This window comes from Rhodococcus baikonurensis (assembly GCF_040489275.1).
GTDB lineage: Bacteria > Actinomycetota > Actinomycetes > Mycobacteriales > Mycobacteriaceae > Rhodococcus_F > Rhodococcus_F baikonurensis.
Window position 1 is genome coordinate 180,961 of sequence record NZ_JBEUOQ010000007.1, and the last position, 20,077, is coordinate 201,037.

Annotated in this window: 19 protein-coding genes; 9 read left to right on the plus strand and 10 right to left on the minus strand. The window is 64.4% G+C overall.

The genetic code is table 11. The features are described from left to right. Positions 1-229: 229 nt before the first annotated feature. Positions 230-781, minus strand: coding sequence for an SAV_6107 family HEPN domain-containing protein (locus tag ABWI03_RS18095; RefSeq protein WP_235169621.1), 552 nt, complete (start codon positions 779-781; stop codon positions 230-232). A 147-nt stretch (positions 782-928) separates the two neighbouring features. On the opposite strand from ABWI03_RS18095, the gene ABWI03_RS18100 reads away from it, so the two are divergent. The 3 genes from ABWI03_RS18100 (at position 929) to ABWI03_RS18110 (ending at position 3,976) form a co-directional block, all read left to right on the plus strand. Further along, positions 929-1,534, plus strand: a complete 606-nt coding sequence (locus tag ABWI03_RS18100; RefSeq protein WP_003941672.1) for a GNAT family N-acetyltransferase — start codon at positions 929-931, stop codon at positions 1,532-1,534. After that, complete coding sequence (locus ABWI03_RS18105; protein ID WP_298773287.1) at positions 1,531-3,129, plus strand: phytoene desaturase family protein; 1,599 nt, start codon at positions 1,531-1,533, stop codon at positions 3,127-3,129. The genes ABWI03_RS18100 and ABWI03_RS18105 overlap by 4 nt, the downstream gene beginning before the upstream one ends. Before the next feature lie 70 nt (positions 3,130-3,199). Continuing rightward, positions 3,200-3,976, plus strand: a complete 777-nt coding sequence (locus tag ABWI03_RS18110; protein ID WP_298773289.1) for an LppM family (lipo)protein — start codon at positions 3,200-3,202, stop codon at positions 3,974-3,976. Positions 3,977-4,019: 43 nt separating this feature from the next. Here the strand turns inward: ABWI03_RS18110 and ABWI03_RS18115 are convergent, their stop codons facing one another. Continuing rightward, on the minus strand, positions 4,020-5,009 hold the full coding sequence (locus tag ABWI03_RS18115) for a methylenetetrahydrofolate reductase (RefSeq protein WP_020908084.1): 990 nt from the start codon (positions 5,007-5,009) through the stop codon (positions 4,020-4,022). A gap of 170 nt (positions 5,010-5,179) precedes the next feature. On the opposite strand from ABWI03_RS18115, the gene ABWI03_RS18120 reads away from it, so the two are divergent. From ABWI03_RS18120 to ABWI03_RS18135, 4 genes are all read left to right on the plus strand, one after another. Then, the gene (locus ABWI03_RS18120) at positions 5,180-6,319 is read left to right on the plus strand and encodes a polyprenyl synthetase family protein (RefSeq protein WP_200313381.1); all 1,140 of its coding nucleotides are present in this window, start codon (positions 5,180-5,182) and stop codon (positions 6,317-6,319) included. A gap of 2 nt (positions 6,320-6,321) precedes the next feature. After that, entirely contained in the window at positions 6,322-7,914 is a 1,593-nt protein-coding gene (gene crtI / locus ABWI03_RS18125) for a phytoene desaturase family protein (protein ID WP_095969875.1), read from the plus strand. 98 nt (positions 7,915-8,012) lie between these two features. Next, positions 8,013-9,581, plus strand: coding sequence for an alpha-(1->6)-mannopyranosyltransferase A (locus tag ABWI03_RS18130; RefSeq protein ID WP_124569352.1), 1,569 nt, complete (start codon positions 8,013-8,015; stop codon positions 9,579-9,581). Between the two features lie 19 nt (positions 9,582-9,600). Further along, positions 9,601-10,545 carry a phytoene/squalene synthase family protein gene (locus ABWI03_RS18135; RefSeq protein WP_298773294.1) on the plus strand — a complete coding sequence of 315 codons (945 nt, stop codon included), beginning with the start codon at positions 9,601-9,603 and terminating at the stop codon, positions 10,543-10,545. Between the two features lie 20 nt (positions 10,546-10,565). Here ABWI03_RS18135 and ABWI03_RS18140 read toward each other — a convergent pair whose 3' ends face one another. Then, positions 10,566-10,934: an Rv2175c family DNA-binding protein gene (locus ABWI03_RS18140; RefSeq protein WP_298773296.1), complete on the minus strand. Its 369-nt coding sequence runs from the start codon at positions 10,932-10,934 to the stop codon at positions 10,566-10,568. 319 nt (positions 10,935-11,253) lie between these two features. Between ABWI03_RS18140 and pknB the strand changes: the two genes are divergently transcribed. Both pknB and ABWI03_RS18150 read left to right on the plus strand, forming a co-directional pair. After that, a complete protein-coding gene (gene pknB / locus ABWI03_RS18145) occupies positions 11,254-13,317 on the plus strand; it encodes a Stk1 family PASTA domain-containing Ser/Thr kinase (protein ID WP_298773298.1) in 2,064 nt (687 codons plus the stop codon). 27 nt (positions 13,318-13,344) lie between these two features. Then, positions 13,345-13,773 (plus strand): protein-tyrosine phosphatase family protein, encoded by a 429-nt coding sequence (locus tag ABWI03_RS18150; RefSeq protein ID WP_298773300.1) that lies wholly within the window; start codon positions 13,345-13,347, stop codon positions 13,771-13,773. An 83-nt stretch (positions 13,774-13,856) separates the two neighbouring features. On the opposite strand, the gene ABWI03_RS18155 is transcribed toward ABWI03_RS18150, so the two are convergent. From ABWI03_RS18155 to ABWI03_RS18185, 7 genes are all read right to left on the minus strand, one after another. Next, positions 13,857-15,242: a class II 3-deoxy-7-phosphoheptulonate synthase gene (locus tag ABWI03_RS18155; protein WP_007730070.1), complete on the minus strand. Its 1,386-nt coding sequence runs from the start codon at positions 15,240-15,242 to the stop codon at positions 13,857-13,859. A 90-nt stretch (positions 15,243-15,332) separates the two neighbouring features. Then, positions 15,333-15,824 (minus strand): polyadenylate-specific 3'-exoribonuclease AS, encoded by a 492-nt coding sequence (locus tag ABWI03_RS18160; RefSeq protein WP_353798834.1) that lies wholly within the window; start codon positions 15,822-15,824, stop codon positions 15,333-15,335. Between the two features lie 66 nt (positions 15,825-15,890). Then, entirely contained in the window at positions 15,891-16,697 is an 807-nt protein-coding gene (locus ABWI03_RS18165) for a lysophospholipid acyltransferase family protein (RefSeq protein ID WP_095969868.1), read from the minus strand. 94 nt (positions 16,698-16,791) lie between these two features. Next, entirely contained in the window at positions 16,792-17,832 is a 1,041-nt protein-coding gene (locus ABWI03_RS18170; protein WP_020969875.1) for an ROK family protein, read from the minus strand. A 124-nt stretch (positions 17,833-17,956) separates the two neighbouring features. Next, complete coding sequence (locus ABWI03_RS18175) at positions 17,957-18,352, minus strand: hypothetical protein (RefSeq protein ID WP_298773303.1); 396 nt, start codon at positions 18,350-18,352, stop codon at positions 17,957-17,959. Next, positions 18,349-19,599 (minus strand): ArsA family ATPase, encoded by a 1,251-nt coding sequence (locus ABWI03_RS18180; RefSeq protein ID WP_298773305.1) that lies wholly within the window; start codon positions 19,597-19,599, stop codon positions 18,349-18,351. The genes ABWI03_RS18175 and ABWI03_RS18180 overlap by 4 nt, the downstream gene beginning before the upstream one ends. Continuing rightward, positions 19,600-20,037: an SRPBCC family protein gene (locus ABWI03_RS18185; protein ID WP_003941701.1), complete on the minus strand. Its 438-nt coding sequence runs from the start codon at positions 20,035-20,037 to the stop codon at positions 19,600-19,602. It lies immediately after the preceding gene. Positions 20,038-20,077: the final 40 nt, after the last annotated feature.

Here is a 20,077-nt window from a genome sequence, read left to right on the forward strand (position 1 = left end):
CCCCGGCACTGGAAGTTTGGCAACCACCCCACGGTGTGGGGCGGCGGGTAATCAAGTTGGACGATTACCTGTTTTCATAATACGAGCAGTTTAGGTCTCGGACCACCAACTCCGGGTACGAGTTCCGCCACAAGCGTACGTATTCGTGCCGAAGGGCCCCGATTCGGCACCATTTGCCCGTACGGACCAGGAAATTCCCCGGAAACAACTGCCGACACGGACCATTTGTTCACGACGCTCGCAAATGCTCGGACGTGTCCTGACCGATGAAATCTTCGACCGCCGTGAGAAAACGGCCGACCTCGGCGAAGAATGCGTCGGAATCGGAGTCCGTGATCACGATCGACACACCGGTTTCCACGGCCGCACGCGTAGCGGACCACCCCGCGAAGAACTTCGACCACGCTCCGAACGCGGGCGCTGCGGCGTCCATCAAAACCCACGCGTTTCCGCTTCGCTTGCGCTTCGAGCCGGCACCGGCAGGAGCTGCGGCCAACACTGCCCCGGCACCACGTAGCGCGGCCAGGTAGGCACACCGGAACCGGTCGGCAGGATCGCCCGCCCCAATCGCTTCCTCGAGAAGCGCATCCGCCTTCCGGAGCAGTCCCCACGCCACACCGGACTTTCCCGCTCGAGCAGTGCGGTGGCTGGCGTCCGTCGCGCCGAAGGACCGCCTCGCCGACATCGGCAATCGAGAAATTGCGGCATCCGACGGACTCGACAATTCGGCAGGAAGAGTTCGTTGGCACTTCACACGTTCAGGCTTCACACGCTCGGACATCGGGGCACCTCCTGCACCGTAAGGATCCAAGACCAGGTGGGCCGGAGATGCCCGCTTCCCTTCGGGCATCTCCGGATCACCCACATCGAACATCTGTTCGACCTATTCAATATAACTGCACCCACCGACACGCCGTCAAGAGAAGAGGTGAGACCGGTCGACCCGCAGATCGCCTGGACACCACATACGGTCGACCTCGATCGCGCAGAATTCGCGAGTCGACTCCACGAGGCACTGGCCGTGTACGTCACTGCGATGGACTATCCGCGAGGAACCGAGTTCCATCGCGCACCGATGTGGCAGGAGCACGCGAACCGGCCTGGCTGGAAGGCCGTCGGCGCATTGGCGGTTCCCCAGCAACCGTCACACGAAAATCTGCCGCTGGTGGGGATCGCTTACGGTTATCGCGGGAGCCCGGACCAATGGTGGCATCAACAGGTACTGCACGGGCTTCGGCGCTCGGGTCGCCCTCAGAGCGAGATCGACGCAATTCTGAGCGACTACTTCGAACTCACCGAACTTCACGTGCATCCGAACGGACAAGGTCACCGATTGGGCGAGTCGCTCTTACGTCATCTCCTCGTCGATCGACCCGAACGTAGCGTTCTGTTGTCGACACCCGAGGTGTACGACGAGGACAATCGTGCCTGGCGACTGTACCGTCGTCTCGGCTTTCGTGACGTGCTCCGCAGATTTCGTTTCGCCGGCGACAACCGACCGTTCGCAGTCCTCGGCCGTGGACTGCCGCTGTGAGCGCGCTTCTCGACGCCGTCGTCGTCGGCTCCGGACACAACGCGCTCGTTTCGGCCGCCTACCTCGCACGCGAGGGTTGGTCGGTCGAGGTTCTGGAGAAGGACACGGTTCTCGGCGGAGCCGTCTCGACCGTCGAGCGATTTCCCGGATACAAGGTGGACCGGGGTTCGTCGGCGCACCTCATGATCCGACACAGCGGCATCATCGAGGAACTCGGACTCGGCGCGCACGGACTGCGCTACATCGACTGTGACCCGTGGGCGTTCGCGCCGCCCGCCCCGGGCACCGACGGGCCGGGCATCGTGTTTCACCGCGACCTCGACGCAACCTGCCGGTCCATCGAACGAGCATGCGGGACAAAGGACGCCGACTCCTACCGGCGATTCGTCGCCGTCTGGTCGGAGCGCAGTCGACATGTCATGAAAGCGTTTTCCGCACCGCCCACAGGATCGAACCTGATCGGTGCGTTCGGAGGTCTTGCCACCGCACGCGGCAACAGCGAACTGTCGCGGCAGTTCCTCGCGCCTGGCGACGCACTGCTGGACGAGTATTTCGACAGCGAGGCACTCAAGGCTGCGCTGGCGTGGTTCGGCGCCCAGTCCGGGCCTCCGATGTCGGAACCGGGAACCGCTCCGATGGTCGGCTTCGCGGCCCTCATGCACGTCTTGCCGCCAGGGCGAGCAGTCGGTGGGAGCGGCGCACTGAGTGCTGCGTTGGCCTCCCGTATGGCCGTCGACGGCGCCACCGTCGCGCTCGGTGACGGCGTGACGTCGATCCGCCCGAACTCGAATCACTGGACCGCCACAACCGAGAGCGGTCGAGAAGTTCACGCTCGCAAGGTGATCGCCGGGTGCCACATCCTGACCACGCTCGACCTTCTGGGCCGCGGGGGCTTCGACCGAACCACGCTCGATCACTGGCGGCGGAAAATCAGGGTCGGCCCCGGCATCGGTGCGGTACTGCGACTGGCGACATCTGCGCTCCCCTCCTACCGCGGCGACGCCACGACACGGGAAAGTACCTCGGGATTGCAATTACTCGTTTCCGATCGCGCCCACTTGCGCACTGCACACGGCGCAGCACTGGCGGGGGAACTTCCTCCTCGCCCTGCGGTTCTCGGAATGAGTTTCAGCGGAATCGATCCCACGATCGCCCCAGCCGGTCGGCATCAGGTGACGCTGTGGTCGCAGTGGCAGCCGTATCACCTCAGCGGTCATCGCGATTGGGCGTCGCTCGCCGAGGCGGAGGCCGACCGGATCGTCGGCGAGATGGAGGCTTGTGCACCCGGATTCGCCGATTCCGTCCTCGACCGCTTCATTCAGACTCCACGCGACATCGAGTCGGAATTGGGGATGATCGGCGGAAATGTCATGCACGTCGAGATGTCACTCGATCAGATGATGTTGTGGCGACCGCTTCCGGAACTGTCCGGCCATCGTGTTCCGGGAGCAGACGGGTTGTATCTGACCGGAGCATCGACACACCCCGGTGGCGGTGTGTCCGGAGCCAGCGGTCGCAGTGCCGCTCGAATCGCACTGTCCGACAGCCGGCGGGGTAAGGCGAGTCGGTGGCTGCGTCGAACGAGCGGGCCCTGAACTCCACCCGCCGAACTTCACCCGCCGACACGCCCCCGCCTCGACGACTGGCTACGCCACGGCTGGCACGATGACCACTGTGCAACAGTCCACCGATCCCGCCGCCAAGCCGACCAGTCGGAAACGATTCCTGACGGTTGCCGCGCTCGCCCTCATGCTTGTTCCCTTGCTTGCAGGGTGTATTCGCGTGCAGGTGTCGATGGGAGTGTCCGCGAACGATCGTGTGACCGGACAGGTGGTAGCTGCCGCTATTCCGGCGAACGAGGCGGACAAGGGTCCGCAGCTGACCCCGCCTTCGTCACTCGAGGACAAGATACGGGTTCAGGAATACAAGAAGGACGGATACGTCGGCAGCCAGGCGTTCTTCAGCGACCTGTCCTTCGGTGACGTCGCCCAACTGGGCTCCATGTATGCCGAGGGATCCGGGTCGTTCCAGATCACCCTCAAGCGATCCGGGGACACCGTCACGCTCGACGGCAAGGCAGACCTGAAGACGGTCCCAACTCAGGGCGCCGACGTCCAGGTCAGCATCGCCTTCCCGTCACGGGTCGGCACGACCAACGGAACACGAGACGGCGATTCCCGGGTGTCGTGGACCTTGCCCGCCGGCGAGGTGTCGACGATGCGCGCCGAGGTCAACTACGCGGACCCCAGCACCCGAAGCTTCGCCGGGTGGGCGGGAATCATGGCCGGGCTGGCGCTCGGTGTCGCGATTATCGTCGGCGCAATGGCCTGGATGGCGCGCAATCGAGCACCGATCAAGCGCGCGTCCGCCGCGAAAGCACCGGCCATGAAGTCACCTGTCACGAGGCCTGACCCCGAGAATCCGAAAAACACCACGAAGTAGCCTCTGGCGGTTGCCCGAATGTCGTCGATCGGGCAACCGGAGATCAGACCGCTTGGGCTGTCCCGACAGAGGTGTCGGGGGTGAGACCGAGGCGCTCGAGGACTTCACTGGTTGCACGCGCGAAATTCAACGTGATGAAGTGCAGGCACGGAGCGCCTTCGGCGATCAACCGCTCTCCCATCTCGGTGGCCAGATCGATGCCGAGCTCTCGGACGGCTGCACGGTTCTCTTCCGGGCCGCTGCCGGCCGCGGCGTCGAATCGACGCTCGAGAGCGGGGGGCAACGACGAACCCGACAGCTCGAGCATGCGCCGCACCGAGCGCAGCGACGTGACCGGCATGATTTCCGGGATGATCGGCTTGGCGCCCTGTTCTGCGTCGTAAGCACTCACCCGGTCACGAAGACGCAGGTAGTCCTCCACGTCGAAGAACATCTGCGTGATCGAGTACTCGGCGCCGGCACGCAACTTCGACACCAGGTACTTCGTGTCGTATGCCAAGTCCGGAGCGCGGTAGTGCCCCTCCGGGAACGACGCGACGCCGACGTGGAAGTCGCCCAGGTCACGGACCATCCGCACGAGTTCCTCGGCGTACTCGACGCCTTCGGGATGCTTCTTCCACTCGCCGAGGGGATCGCCGGGCGGATCGCCGCGCAACACGAGGATGTTGCTGATGCCACGATCGGCGTAGGCACCGACCATGGCGCGAAGTTCTTCGGTGCTGTGCGACACGGCAGTCAGGTGAGCAACCGGCAGCAGGGTCGTCTCTTCGGCCAGTTCACCGGTGACGCGCACCGTACGATCGCGCGTCGAGCCACCTGCGCCGTAGGTCATCGAGACGAACGCCGGTCCGAGCCGCTCGAAGGTACGCACCGCACGCCACAGGCGCGCTTCGGCGTCCGCGTCACGCGGCGGCGAAAACTCGACCGAGAACGGAATACGGCTACCTGTCGAGGAAGCGATCCGATCGACGATCGACGGTGTTCGGGTGGCCCACCCCTCGCTGGAGCGGCCCCTGACTGGATCGAATGTCACCGGTCAAGCATATGTTTTCCACCTGCAAACAAGCTCATCGCCCAGTACTGCGTATCCCGAATGTCAGGATCACGCAGTTCACGGCCCGAACCGCCGTTGATTCCAACCCCCACTAAGCTGGGCCCCAAGCTCGCTTCCGTGTACCCCTCCGGCGCGAGAACATACCGATCTTGGAGGCCACCCTGTCCGCAGGAACCGCGCGCGTTGGACAGAGTTCGACCAACACCGCACCGCATCCGACCTCACTCGAACTGCCGGGCCTGTTCGAAGGAGCGCTCCGCGACTTCTTCGATTCACGCCGCGAACTCGTCTCGACCATCGGCGGTGGTTACGAGAAGGCCGTCAGTACCCTCGAGGCCTTCGTCCTGCGCGGAGGAAAGCGCGTTCGGCCGTCCTTCGCCTGGACGGGATGGCTCGGTGCCGGAGGCGACCCGAACGGTAAGGACGCAGACGCTGTGATTCGTGCGTGCGCCGCCCTCGAACTGGTGCAGGCCTGCGCGCTCGTCCACGACGACATCATCGACGCATCCACGACCAGACGCGGCTTCCCGACCGTTCACGTCGAATTCGAAGACCAGCACCGAGGCCAGGAGTGGAGCGGCGACTCCGCGCACTTCGGCGAGGCCGTCGCCATTCTTCTCGGCGATCTGGCCTTGGCCTGGGCGGACGACATGATCCGAGAATCCGGGATCAGCCCCGAGGCGGCCGCTCGAGTCAGTCCGGTCTGGTCGGCAATGCGCACCGAGGTTCTCGGTGGCCAATTCCTCGACATCAGCAACGAAGCCCGAGGAGACGAGACCGTCGAGGCAGCCATGCGGGTCAACCGCTACAAAACCGCCGCGTACACGATCGAACGCCCACTGCACCTCGGCGCCGCACTGTTCGGTGCAGACGCCGAGTTGATCGATGCCTACCGGACGTTCGGCACCGACATCGGTGTCGCTTTCCAACTTCGCGACGACCTGCTCGGTGTCTTCGGAGATCCGTCCGTCACGGGCAAACCGTCGGGCGACGATCTCATTGCCGGCAAGCGGACGGTGCTGTTCGCGATGGCGCTCGCCCGCGCCGACGCCGCAGACCCGGCCTCCGCACAACTGCTCCGCAACGGAATCGGCACCCAGTTGACCGACAACGAGGTCGACAGCCTGCGCCAGGCGATCACCGATCTCGGCGCCGTCACCGACGTCGAAACGCAGATCGACGCCCTCGTCGAGGCAGCTGCGAACGCCCTCGACGCGAGCACGGCAACGGCAGAAGCCAAGTCACGTCTGACCGACATGGCGATCGCGGCCACGAAGCGAAGCTACTGACCGTGGCAGACGTGCACCGCACTCGAACCGTCAGCTCGCCGACCGATCGAGTCGTGATCGTCGGTGCGGGACTCGCGGGACTCTCCGCCGGGTTGTATCTGCGAGGCGCCGGACGCGACGTCACGATTCTCGAGAGCAACAGCTCGGTCGGCGGGCGGGTCGGTGTCTACCAGGGCAGCGACTACAGCATCGACAACGGCGCAACGGTGCTCACGATGCCCGAACTCGTCGACGACGCCCTCGCGGCCGTGGGCGCCGACCCCGACTCGACGAACCCCAAATTCGTTGTGCACAAGCTCGATCCGACGTACCACGCGCGATTCGCCGACGGCACCGCTCTCGATGTTCATGCCGACCCCGAAGACATGGCTGCCGAAGTCTCCCGTGTTTGCGGGCCGGAAGAAGCGCAGCGATACCGCGCCTTGCGCCGATGGCTGAGCCGTATCTTCGACGCCGAATTCGATCGCTTCATGGACGCCGACTTCGATTCTCCCCTCGGACTGGTCAATTCGCGTGACGCAATCAAGGATCTGAGCCGTCTCGTCGCGCTGGGCGGATTCGGGAAACTGGGCGGGCAGGTGGATCGCAAGATCCGCGACCCTCGCCTCCGGCGGATCTTCACCTTCCAAGCGCTGTATGCGGGCGTTGCTCCGTCTCGAGCCCTCGCGGTGTACGGCGCGATCGCTCACATGGACACCTCACTCGGCGTCTACTTCCCCGAAGGTGGGATGCACACGATCGCCGAGTCGATGGCCGACGCCTTCACCGACGCCGGTGGAATTCTGCATCTCGGCCGCACGGTCGAACGCCTCGAAGTGAGCGATCGTCGCGTGCGTGCCGTCCACACACGCGACGGTGAGCGATTCCACTGTGACGCCGCGGTCCTGACCCCTGACATGGCCGTCACGAACTCGCTCCTGCGTCCCCATACGCGATTGCGACCGCGCCCGGTGCGGACATCGCCGTCGGCTGTCGTGATTCACGGCACTGTTTCCTCTGCGGTCGCCGACGGATGGCCCGCGCAGCGACACCACATGATCGACTTCGGCGAGGCGTGGAAGCGTACCTTCGCCGAGATCACGGCACGCCGCGGCCGCGGGCAATTGATGAGTGATCCGTCACTGCTCGTCACCCGACCGGCACAGACCGATCCGAGTCTGGCCTTCTCGCGAGACGGCCGGATCCGTGAACCGCTGTCAGTCCTCGCGCCGTGCCCGAATCTGGACAGTGCGCCGCTCGACTGGTCGACTCTCGGCCCGGCCTACGTGCGCGAAATCATCCTCACGCTGCAAGAACGTGGCTATACGGGACTGGTCGAGGGGTTCGAGATCGATCACGTCGACACCCCACAGACCTGGCTCGAGAAGGGCATGGCCGCGGGTAGTCCGTTCGCGGCAGCACACACCTTCACCCAGACGGGGCCGTTCCGACGCAAGAACCTCGCCCGGGGTTTCGAGAACGTCGTACTCGCCGGATCGGGAACCGTTCCGGGGGTAGGGGTACCGACCGTTCTGCTGTCCGGACGGCTCGCTGCCGAACGTATTACCGGTACACGCGAGCGAGCCAGCGCGGTGAGCACTCGTGCGAGCAACTAAACTAGCCCCTCGTAACCGACCATTCATCCACGATTCACCGACTCGGGCGCTGCACGCGCCGATCGACACCGATCTCCTCGGGGGAGGAACCTGCACCGATGACGTCCTCTGCCGCAGCCACTGAAAGACCGTGGCACCTAAGGGCCGCCAACTTCCTTCGGACCCCCGAAGGTCACAGTGCACTGCTCGGCTTCGTCGGCGCCGCCATGATCACTTTCGGCGGATTCGGTGCCGGGAGCGTCCGGCGCCAGGATCCGCTGCTCGAGTCGATGCATCTGTCCTGGCTCCGATTCGGACACGGATCGATTCTGTCGGCGGCGATCGTCTGGATCGGCGTCCTGTGCATGATCGGCGCCTGGGTTCGGCTGGGTCGCTCGACTCTGCGCGGCGACGTCTCGTTGCGCGGTCTGCGTTACGTCGTTCCGGTCTGGACGTTTCCGCTCCTGTTCGCGGTTCCCATGTTCAGCCGCGACGCCTACTCCTACCTGGCACAGGGCGCCTTGTTGCGCAACGGCTTCGACCCGTACGCCGTCGGGCCGGTCGTCAATCCGGGAATCCTGCTCGACAACGTCTCCAACGTGTGGACGACGACAACGACCCCGTACGGTCCGGTTCACCTTCTCCTTGCCGACGCCATCGTTCGGCTGACCGGTGAGAACGTCATCGCCGGCACGATGCTGTTGCGGATCACGATGCTCCCCGGACTCGCCCTGATGATGTGGGCCGTTCCCCATCTCGCGACGAAGCTCGGCGGAAACACCTCGATCGCCCTGTGGCTCGCAGTACTCAATCCCCTCGTCCTGATCCACCTGATCGGCGGCGTTCACAACGAGATGCTCATGGTCGGCCTCATGGCCGCAGGCATTGCGCTCGCTCTCGAACGCAAGCACCTGTTCGGAATAGGGCTCATCGCGCTCGCCGTCGCGATCAAGGCAACCGCAGGCGTCGCACTTCCCTTCATAGTCTGGATCTGGATGATCCACGAGCGGGAGGACGCCGCAGCCGCCGGGCGAGAACCGGCGTCACCGATCCGATCGTTCGTCAAGACGGCCGGTGCTGGTTTTGCGGTATTCGTGGCGGTACTCGGATCCACCTCACTGATCGCCGGAGTCGGCCTCGGCTGGACGACGGCACTCTCGGGTTCGGCAAAGATCATCAACTGGCTCTCGCTGCCCACGATCGTGGCGCACATCGGAACCATGGCCACCTCCTGGTTCGCCGGTGACCATTTCAACGACATCCTCGAAGTCTCCCGGACCATCTCGGCGGTTGTGTTGATCGCGATCATCGCCGTCGTGTGGTGGCGTTACCGCAAGACCGAGCGCGACGCCGTCATGGGCATCGTGATCGTGATGGTCGCCATCGTCGTTCTCTCCCCCGCCGCACTCCCCTGGTACTACTCCTGGCCGCTGGCAGTAGCAGCCGGTTTCGCAATGTCGCCGACCACCCTCGCAGTCCTGACCGGACTGTCCACTTGGCTCATGCTGGTATTCCAGCCGGACGGATCCATCGGCCTTTACACGTTCCCGCACGTGGCTCTGGCCGTCTTCGCCGCTGTGGTCGCGGCTCTGTCCTTGCAGACGGAAGATCCACTCCGGCTTCGCGGTCGCCGGCATGAAAAGCCGGCCGAAGTCCCGACAGCGGCCTCGGCGACGTCGACGTCATGATCCGCGTGATTCACGTGTCATGAACACGCTGACCGCGTCCTACGGATTCTGCGAGGGCGTGACGAGGGAACACGGCCAAACGTACTATCTGGCCGCGCGGTTGCTACCCGAGCCTCGACGCCGCGCAGTCCACGCACTCTACGCATTTGCTCGCGTCGTCGACGACATCGTCGACGAACCGTCGGGTCCGCATGAACGCGGCACGGTGCTCGCCGACGTCGAACGTGCAGCCGTCAACGCACTCGACAACCCCACTGCGACAGGTGGCTTCCCGTCGACGGTTCCCCTCGACCTGACACGCGTACTCCCGGCCTTCGCGGATGCTGTGAAGACGTTCGACATCCCGCGCGCATATTTCGACGCCTTCTTCGAGTCCATGCGGATGGACGCCCCCGACACGGCGAAGTTTCGACCCGTTTACAACACGATGGACGAACTCAGCGAGTACATGTACGGCTCTGCCGTCGTCATCGGTTTGCAGATGCTCCCGATTCTCGGAGTGAGCGTTCCGCAGCAGGAAGCTGTAGTGCCCGCGTCGAATCTCGGTGAGGCGTTTCAGCTGACCAACTTCATCCGCGACGTCGGTGAAGACCTCGACCGGGGACGTCTGTATCTACCGGCGGGCGAGTTCGCCGCATTCGGGGTCGACATCGAGATGCTCGAGCGCGGGCGCAGAACCGGAACGGTGGACGTTCGGGTCAAGCGCGCGCTGGCACACTTCATTGCCGTGACGCGGGGGCGGTATCGGTCTGCCGAATCTGGCATCCCGATGCTCGATCGGCGGGTCCAGCCGTCGATCCGCACGGCTTTCGTGTTGTACGGAGCAATTCTCGACCAGGTCGAGCGCGCCGACTTCCGGATACTGCATCGACGTGTGTCCGTTCCCGGACGCACGCGACTTCGAGTCGCTGCGCCGGGTCTGGTCCGGTCGGCAACCTACGCGGCGAAAAACCGCATGCGGTGAGTTGTCAGAAGGCCGGCAGCTCAGAAAGCCATGGCCTGTGCGCGGCGGATGACCTCACGCGCGAGATCACCATGCAGTGCGTCCACCGGGCGCCCCGGCAGGGAATCGTCGGCCAGGAACAACCAGCGGAGGATTTCGACATCGGTGTAGCCGCCGTCGTGCAGCACCGCCAGCAGACCGGCCAGCCACTTGACGATCTGGCCGTCCTCGCCGAAGAACACTTCGGGGACACCGAGAACGCCATGCCGCTTGACTGCGATGATCTTGTGATCGCGAAGCAACTGGTGAACCTTGCTCACCGGCAACCCGACGTTCTTCGCCACATCCACCAGCTGGAACAGGGAAACCGAAGAATCCAGGACATCATCACAATAAGGAATCGCGCTCACCGCGAGAAGTTTATCCGGTCCGGCGAGCCCGCTGTGTACCGCCCGGTGCAGTGCTCGAAACTGCCGCTCCGCTCAGGTCACAGCGCTCTGTGACGTTCTCGAGACTTCCGCGTCGGTATCGCTGGCTACGATGGACGGGATGCGGCGTATCAGTAACCGGGATTTCGCGGTGGATGTAAATGGGTGCCCTCACTGCGGGAGCCAGTACGCGGTAAACAACCACCCACATTGCTGACAGCTACCACCCAGACCGCAAGCAGACAGATCGCAAGCACGCAGATCGCAAGCACGGAGGAACAGTCATTACGGAGGTCGAGGGTTGATCGGCGAAATGCTCGAGCGCCGCTATCGAGTGGACGCACCGATCGCGCGCGGCGGTATGTCGACCGTGTATCGAGGCCTCGATACACGGTTGGATCGACCTGTCGCGATCAAGGTGATGGACCCGCAATTCGCCGGCGATCCAGCGTTCCTGACTCGTTTCGAGTTCGAGGCCCGGGCCGTGGCCCGACTCAAGCATCCGGCCCTTGTGGCCGTCTACGACCAAGGCAGCGATCGCAATCACGTGTTCCTCGTGATGGAACTCGTCGACGGTGGAACCTTGCGTGAACTCCTTCGTGAGCGCGGACCGATGCCGCCACACGCAGTCGCTGCAGTCGTGGCACCTGTCCTGGACGCGTTGGCGGTGGCGCATCGAGCGGGACTGGTGCACCGTGACGTCAAACCCGAGAACATCTTGATCTCGGACACCGGCGAAGTGAAGATCGCCGACTTCGGATTGGTGCGTGCAGCTGCGGCAGCAACCACCACCTCCAACAGCGTGATCCTCGGCACCGCGGCCTATCTGTCGCCGGAACAGGTGACGTCAGGAATTGCCGACACTCGAAGCGACGTCTATTCCACCGGCGTGTTGATGTTCGAACTTCTCACCGGTACAACACCGTTCACCGGCGATACGTCACTCTCCATCGCCTACCAACGCATCCACGACGATGTCCCGCGCCCAGGTTCACGTATCCCCGGTGTACCGGCGCAGTTCGATCGTCTGGTTGCCGAAGCCACTCACCGCGAGCCGGCACATCGTTTCGCCGACGCCGGTGAGATGGCAGCTGCACTTCGCAGTGTGAGCGAGCAACTGGAACTTCCGTCATACCGCGTTCCCGCTCCGCGTCGAAGCGCCCAGCACCAGAGCGCGCAAGTTGCCCCGGCCCGGCCACAACCGGCGCCTGCGCCTCCCACGGAGGTACACCCGAACTCTGCTGCGCGCCCGAACCCTGCTGCCACGACGGTATTGGCGTCCGGCGTGGCCCCGGCTGTGGCAGCCACCGCGGCGCTCGGCACGGGCTCTCCTCCCCCTGGCGGTATCCAGCACACTCGCGCGGTCACCGCACAAACTGCTCGTCCGGCGACGGTCGACGGCGACTCGGATTTCGACGACGGTTCCGATTTCGGCGACGACCACCCGGGGCACGACGATCCGCATGCTCATTTTGTCGAGGCACGACGCAAATCGCGACGAGCCACCCTGATCTGGCTGCTCGTCATCGCGGTCCTCGCGCTCGCGTTGGGCTTCGGCGGATGGTGGATGGGATCGGGTCGCTATACAGCCGTTCCCTCGATCGACGGGCTGACAAAGGACACTGCGGTCACCGCTCTGCAGGACGCCGGGCTCTCCCCCGACGTCCAGGGTCAGTACTCCGACGCCCAACCCATCGACACGGTGATCGGGACAGACCCGGCCTCCGGCTCCAGGGTTACCAAAGGCTCGACCGTCGCGCTGCTGACTTCGCTCGGGCGTCCGACTGTCCCGCCCATTCCGGCCGGCGGCGACGTCTCGGCCCTGGGCGCACAACTCGCCGATCGCACTCTCGTCGCGGTCGACGGCGGGGACACATTCAGCTCCAAGATCCCGATCGGCGGCGTGGCCGCGCTCGACCCGGCACCGGGAACCGAAGTTGCCGTGGGCTCCTCGGTCAAGGTCATCACATCCAAAGGGTCACCGCCCGTGGACATTCCCGATGTGAAGGGCATGTCCGAGAACGCTGCGCGCGCCGCCCTCGACAAGGTAGGTATCTCCGTCAGCACCACCAGAACAACGTTCGACGACGCCGTCGAGGGCGGTAGCGTGATCGGCACCGATCCCGCAGTCGGGTCCTCCGTCAACGCCGGCACCTCCGTGGTTCTCCTCATCTCCGACTCCGTCAAGGTTCCCTCGCTGATCGGCCGCTCCGTCTCCTCAGCACGCGAAGAACTCGGCCGCCTCGGCCTCGAGATCACCGTGCGTCAGCTCACCCAGAACGACAGCTCGGTCATCATCAGCCAGAGCGTCAAGAACGATCTCGTTGCCAAGGGCACCGACATCAGCGTCGTCGCAATTCCCTGACAGTCCGCTTCGGCCTAATCTGAATTCATGGCCACGTGGGAACCCGAGAGCATTGGGATACTCGACTTGCCGTCGGGGAGATCGATTCGGGGTCGAGGACTCCGCAATCCACTTCCTTCCGGACCTCTCCCCACCTTCGGCGTCTATCTGACCGGTAAAGAACCTCCCGACACCGAGTGGGAGTCGGAGTGGGTCCGCTGGCGAGATTTCTGGTTGCCGAGCGATCCCGATGCGCTGCGCAGGGCCTTGCAGGAAGTGTGGGTGCGCTCGGAAACCGAAAGAGTCGAGATCGCTTGTGGTGGTGGATACGGCCGCACCGGAACAGCGTTGGCCGCTCTTGCCGTCATGGACGGAGTGCCCAGTAAGGACGCCACCGCGTACGTTCGCGCACGTTACTCACCTCGCGCCGTCGAAATGCCCTGGCAGCGCCGATTCGTCGCACGATTCACGCAATAGCGAACGCCCCCACCTGCGCGAGCGGGTGAGGGCGTTTGCCGAAAATCTATGCCGGCGCGAATCAGCTTCGGCGAAGCAAGGTTTCAGCCTCGCAGCATCTCGGCCACGAGGAACGCGAGCTCCAACGACTGTTGGGTGTTCAATCGGGGGTCGCACGCCGTCTCGTAGCGACCGCCGAGATCGAGGTCGGAGATGTCCTGCGCGCCGCCGAGGCACTCGGTGACGTTCTCACCGGTCAGCTCGACGTGGATGCCACCCGGATGCGTGCCGAGACCGTTGTGGACCTCGAAGAATCCCTGGACCTCGTCGACGATGCGGTCGAAGTGGCGCGTCTTGTACCCGGTGGAGGCTTCGTGGGTGTTGCCGTGCATCGGATCGCACTGCCAGATGACCTGGTGACCGGTGGCTTGGACCTTCTCGATGATCGCCGGCAGCAGGTCGCGGACCTTGCCGTTGCCCATGCGCGAGATCAGAGTCAGACGACCTGGCTTGTTGGTGGGGTCGAGACGCTCGACGTATTCCACCGCCATTTCCGGCGTCGTGCTCGGGCCGATCTTGAGGCCGATCGGGTTGGACACCAACTCGGCGAAGGCGATGTGCGCGCCGTCGAGCTGACGAGTGCGGTCACCGATCCAGAGGAAGTGAGCCGACAGGTCGTAGAGCTTGGGGTGATCGCTGTCGTTGTCGAGACGCAGCATCGCGCGCTCGTAGTCGAGAACCAGGGCCTCGTGGCTGGCAAAGATCTGTGCCTGGTGCAGGCTCGGATCGGTGACGCCACACGCGTTCATGAACTGCAGGCCGCGGTCGATCTCGGCTGCCAGTTGCTCGTAGCGTGCGCCCGCGGGAGACGCTGCGACGAATTCGCGGTTCCAATCGTGCACCTTGTGCAGGTCGGCCATGCCGGCGCCGGTGAGTGCGCGAACCAGGTTCATCGCGGCGCTGGCGTTGGCGTATGCACGCACCAGTCGCGAAGGATCGTGGGCGCGGACTGCCTCGTCGGCGACGAGCGAGTTGATCATGTCGCCGCGGTAGGACTTCAGACCCAGCGAGTCGATGTCGGCAGAGCGCGGCTTGGCGTACTGGCCGGCGATGCGAGCGACCTTGACGACCGGCATCGAGGAACCGTAGGTGAGCACGACGGCCATCTGCAGCAACGTGCGGATGTTTCCCTTGATGTGCGGCTCGGTGTTGTCCGCGAAGGTCTCGGCGCAGTCACCGCCCTGGAGCAGGAACGCCTCACCACGCGCGACCTGCGCGAGACGCTCTTGCAGCGCCTCGACTTCGCTGGCCACCGTGATGGGAGGCACGCTCTCGAGCACAGTCCGCATGGCGGCCGCCTGGTCAGCGGGCCACGAGGGCTGCTGAGCAGCGGGCTTCGCGAGCGCCTCGTCGAGCTGCTTACGCAGTCCGGCAGGCAGCGGCGGGAGTTCGGGCAAGCGGTCGATCGGCACGTCGACAGTCCAGTTCACCTCTACAGGATATTCGCTCGCCCGCCGGCGCGTCACACAGGCTCTCGATCGCAGCCCAATCGGGACACTTCCCGCGCACCGAAACCTGGGTCAGCGAAGTGAACAAGCTGCCGAAATCGCGTCGAACTTCACGAGGTTGTGCCTGGCGTCGGCAAGTGCGTCGTGTGCGTCGGCGGGCGCTGACGGGAGGGCAGGACTGCCGTTGTCTTCCCAGAACTGTCGGAGTTCGCGGGTGTACCGCGGCATCGACTGCGGTAGTTCGGTCATATCGCCCCACAATTGACACAGCGCGACATGGTCGTAGGCGGCGACCCACGCCCAGAGCTCCGGAACGACCATCGGCCGCGGAACGAAGAACTTCAAGAGATCGTCGCGGATCTTCTCGCGTGATTTCCACAGCGGAGACGACGGCTGCGGCAATTTCGGCAGCACGTTCTTGCGCACCCAACTACCGGCGCGGGCAGGATCGAACTCGGTCGAGACCGCGTAGTACTCACGGCCGTCCTCGCAGACGACGCCGATGGACACGAGATCGATGGTTCGACCGTCTTCGATGAATTCGCAGTCGTAGAAGTAGCGCACGTCCGAAAACTATGCCGCACGCGCAGGCTCTGGGGCCAATGCGCGTGCGGCAGGTGTGGGAAATCTCTAGCTGGCCTGTGCGTCCGGGAGCGAATCCTTGTCGGTCTTCGCGGATTCCTTGGACTCGGCCGAGGCCACGAGATCGACAACCGACTCGCCGCTTTCCGCCGGAACGTCGACGGCAGCTTCGGGTTTCGTGGGTGCCTGGTTCTTGAGACTGGCCGCGTAGATGTCCACGTACTCCTGGCCGGAGAGTTTCATCAGCTTGTACATCACCTCGTCGGTCACAGCGCGCTCGACGAAGCGGTTCCCGCCCATGCCTTCGAAGCGGGAGAAATCGATAGGTTCGCCGACGATCACGGTGACCTTGGCCGGACGCCACATCCGTGAGCCGATCGGATTCATCTTGTCGGTACCGACCATCGCAACCGGGATCACCTTGACGCCCGATTCGAGCGCGAGGCGCGCCATTCCGGTCTTGCCCTTGTAGAGGCGACCGTCAGGCGAACGCGTTCCCTCGGGGTAGATACCCAGCAGACTGCCCGAACCGAGAACCTTGAGACCGGCGTTGAGCGCATCCTGCGCTGCGTCCGCGCCGGTTCGGTCGATGGGGACCTGTCCGACCGCGGTGAAGAACCACTTCTGGAATGCGCCTTTGAGACCGGAACCGGTGAAGTACTCGCTCTTGGCAAGGAACGTGATGCGGCGGTTGACGCGAAGTGGAAGGTAGAACGAGTCCAGAACCGCCTGGTGATTGCTGGCCAGGATGGCCGCCCCGTCAGTCGGAATGTTCTCGTGACCCTTGACCGTCGGACGCCCGAGCAGCCAGAGAATCGGCCCCAGCAACACATACTTGAAGAGCCAATACCACACGGCGTCCCTCCCATTCACAGCTGAATTTCGCTGAGTACGACCTTACTGCCGACCCGTAACCCCCGCTACACACGCCCCTGCAGGATCGACCCGATCACAGTCCGGCAGACGTGGTTCCAGCGCCGTCGACCCCACCGAGATCCTGAGGCACCACCGATCGGGCCAAAGCGGCGGCGCCGACCATGCCCGCAGCTTCGCCCAGCTGAGCGGAACGGATTCGGGCCAGTGGTCGGTGCTTCGCCCCGGTCAGCAATGTCGCGTACTGCTCACGGGCGTCGTCGAGAAACAGTGGGGCAGAACTCGCGACGCCACCGGCGATCACCACCAGATCGGGATCGTAGACGTCACCGACCATGGCGAGTCCGACGGCCAGCCAACGGGTGAACTCGGCGATGGTTGCCAGCGCGAGTGGGTCACCGTCCTGCGCGGCGTTCGCGATCCGGCGGCCGGTGAGGGAACCCGGATCCACCGCGACCTCACGCGCCAGAACGGTCGACGCGGCGGGGTCGGCGGCGAGCAGTTCGATGGCCGTGTCGACGAGCGCCGTTCCGCTGCAATAGCGCTCCCAACACCCACGTTTGCCACACGCGCACTGACGCCCGCCCGGAACGACCTGGATGTGGCCCAGTTCGGGGGCGACGCCGTGACTCCCCCGGTACAACTCACCGTTGATCAGCAGCGCACCACCGATTCCGGTCCCGATTGCCACCATCACGACATTTCGGCCCCCGGCGGCCGCTCCGAATCGGTGCTCCGCGAAGGCTGCTGCGTTGGCGTCGTGTTCGAGCACGACCGGCAGCCCGAGTCGCTTGCTCAGGTCACTTCCGACCGGCGCGTCCACCCACGGCAAGTGCGGCGCGAACCGTACCGAGCTTCGATCGGAGGTGATGAAGCCGGCGACCGCCAACCCCACGGCCGACACCTCGTGCCTGGTGACCAATTCGCGCACGACGCGATCGAGACCGTCTTCGAGTGCCCTGGCCGACTGCGGGGTCGGGGCTTGAATCATCTCGAGCACTTGTCCGTCCACGTCCACGACGGAGGCTCTGATGCTCGTCCCGCCGACGTCGATGCCGACCGTCAAGATGTCGTCCATGGTGGAGTCGGAGACCGCTTTCAAGCGGCGCGCGCTCATCGCGACAATTCCCGCGCGAGCGTCGCCCGCTGGAGTGCGCACCCTGTATCGGTGCCTCGTGCGTCGGTGACCATTGTGTCGATTGTGCTCATCGCGGACCGTTCGCTCTACCCGGGGTACGAAGTCAGTCCTTGACCGTCACGTTGATCGGGACAAATGCCGCAGTCCGAGTTCGCTCCGCACCCGGCGCCGTCGGGCCGCCGTCCGGTCCACGATCGGGGCCTGACGGCCCCCCGAGAAACTCGTCGAGAATCTCGCGAAGCAACGCAAGGAATACCGCTGCTTGACCCGCGAGGAATGCCAACAGTTCGTGGTGCTCACCGCGAACCAGTGCAGCGAGGGCGCACACCGGGCACCAACTGCAGCCGGTGAACACCGGCTGCGTGTCCGCTGACGCCGAGTCACTCGCAACATCGGCCGTCGCTGCTGCGGCCTTGAGCAACACCGGTTCCAGGCGCGTCAGAACGGTTTCCGCCAACGCGCGAAATTCCGCGACGAGGCGCTCGTGCTCTTCGCTCATACCGGCCACACCGCGGGATCCGGGCTGAACCGAATGATCAGGTAACTGCCGTCCAACTCCGCCCCGTTCACGACACAACGACGCAGCACCGACGCCAAACGAACTCTGCGTCGTACGCCGTCTGCTCCCACCAGCACATCGTCCTCCACCCGGCCCAACGACAACGACGACGGATCCACGAGCGGTAGGTACATCCGCATCACGTACACCGAATCGACTCCGGTCCCCGACTCCAAGGACACCACGATGTTGTCCGCGGTGCCGACGGTGCCCGAATCCGTGCCCGTTCCACCCTCGAACGTGGCCGCGATCTCGCCCAGAGCGGCCAACCCTACCGGTTCGGCGCAGGCGCGTTCGACCGTTGTGACGGACATTCCATCGGTTGATCCACGCAATTCGTCGACGACGAGCGCCTGTGACGCCTGGATCGAAGCGAGCCACCGCGCCGCCGGCGAATCGTCGACCGCCTTCCCAGCGGGCGAGTTGAACTGCGGGACAAGGTTGTTGACCACAATCCCGTCCACTCGCAGACCGGCAAGAGCCAGCCCGGACAACGTCCGACGAGTCGCCGCGACCGACACGCCATCGGCCGACGTCACCACACGCACGCTGGTGTTCGCGCGATCCGAGAGGTGAGCCGCGATTCGATCCACCGACGCGAGCACACGTTCGACGACGGACACGAGTAAGAGCAACCGCATGTCCGTACCCGTCACAGCGACCATCCGCCTGTGCCGCGGCCACAATCGCTCGAGATACTCCGACACCATCGACGGCGAACCCAGTATCCGAAGCGCTTCGGCTGCAGCCGGACAGTCCACGATCACGAGGTCGTAGTCACCGCTGTCCGAGAAGTCGACGATTTCGGCGAGCCCGAGCATGTCCTGGATTCCCAGGGATCCCGTCAACTCTTCCGGTTCCAACCCCTCGAACGACGAACCGTGTTCGTGATCTCCCGCTCCGAAAGTTCCTGCAGCGTCGATCAACCCCGACAATCCTCGGAACCTGTCCTCGAGGAGCGCTGACGTGTCGAGTTGCCGGACGTCGAGGCGCTCGGTGAGAGGTGTAGTCGTTCGCGGATTCGGCACGCCCAGGACGTCCGCGAGAGAACCTGCCTGATCGATCGACACCAGCAGCACTCGGGCCCCGGAGGTCGCCGCCGACACAGCCGTCGCCGCGGCAAGCGTCGTCGTGCCTACTCCACCTTTACCGACGAACAGTTGGACGCGCGATCGTTGCTCCGGCACTCAGCCCTCGACTCGCTTCTTCAGTTCTTTCAGAGCTGTGTCGGTGATGATCTTCTCGGCCTTCCGTTTGAAGAGACCGATCATCGGAATCGTCAGGTCGACCGTCAACTCGTAGGTGACCGACGTGGTGCCGTTCGGGCCGGGCTCGAGTGTGTACGAACCGAATTGGGACTTCTGAATCTCACCCGATATCAGCTCCCAACTCACCGCCATACCGTCAGGTGCCCACGAATACTGCAGTTCGTAGGTGTCCTTCACCATCCCCGCGTCGAGGACGAAACGTACTCGGTCCGCGCGGCCGCCCTGCCCCGGCGCCGTCACCTCGACGGACTTCGCCGCGGCCACCCATTCGGGGTATCGCTCGAAATCGGCGATGACGTCCATCACGGCGTCGGCAGGAGCGTCGATGCTGATCAACCCCTTGGTCTTCTCGGCCATACGACTGCGCTACCTTCCTTCGTCAAGAGTCCAGAACCTG

Excerpts from the sequence above, each read along its gene's own strand:
- ABWI03_RS18185 (WP_003941701.1), bottom strand. The coding sequence starts at position 20,037 with ATGGCCGAGAAGACCAAGGGGTTGATCAGCATCGACGCTCCTGCCGAC.
- ABWI03_RS18170 (WP_020969875.1), bottom strand. The coding sequence starts at position 17,832 with ATGAGCGCGCGCCGCTTGAAAGCGGTCTCCGACTCCACCATGGACGAC.
- ABWI03_RS18150 (WP_298773300.1), top strand. The coding sequence starts at position 13,345 with ATGGCCACGTGGGAACCCGAGAGCATTGGGATACTCGACTTGCCGTCG.
- ABWI03_RS18135 (WP_298773294.1), top strand. The coding sequence starts at position 9,601 with ATGAACACGCTGACCGCGTCCTACGGATTCTGCGAGGGCGTGACGAGG.
- ABWI03_RS18175 (WP_298773303.1), bottom strand. The coding sequence starts at position 18,352 with ATGAGCGAAGAGCACGAGCGCCTCGTCGCGGAATTTCGCGCGTTGGCG.
- ABWI03_RS18110 (WP_298773289.1), top strand. The coding sequence starts at position 3,200 with ATGACCACTGTGCAACAGTCCACCGATCCCGCCGCCAAGCCGACCAGT.
- ABWI03_RS18095 (WP_235169621.1), bottom strand. The coding sequence starts at position 781 with ATGTCCGAGCGTGTGAAGCCTGAACGTGTGAAGTGCCAACGAACTCTT.
- ABWI03_RS18130 (WP_124569352.1), top strand. The coding sequence starts at position 8,013 with ATGACGTCCTCTGCCGCAGCCACTGAAAGACCGTGGCACCTAAGGGCC.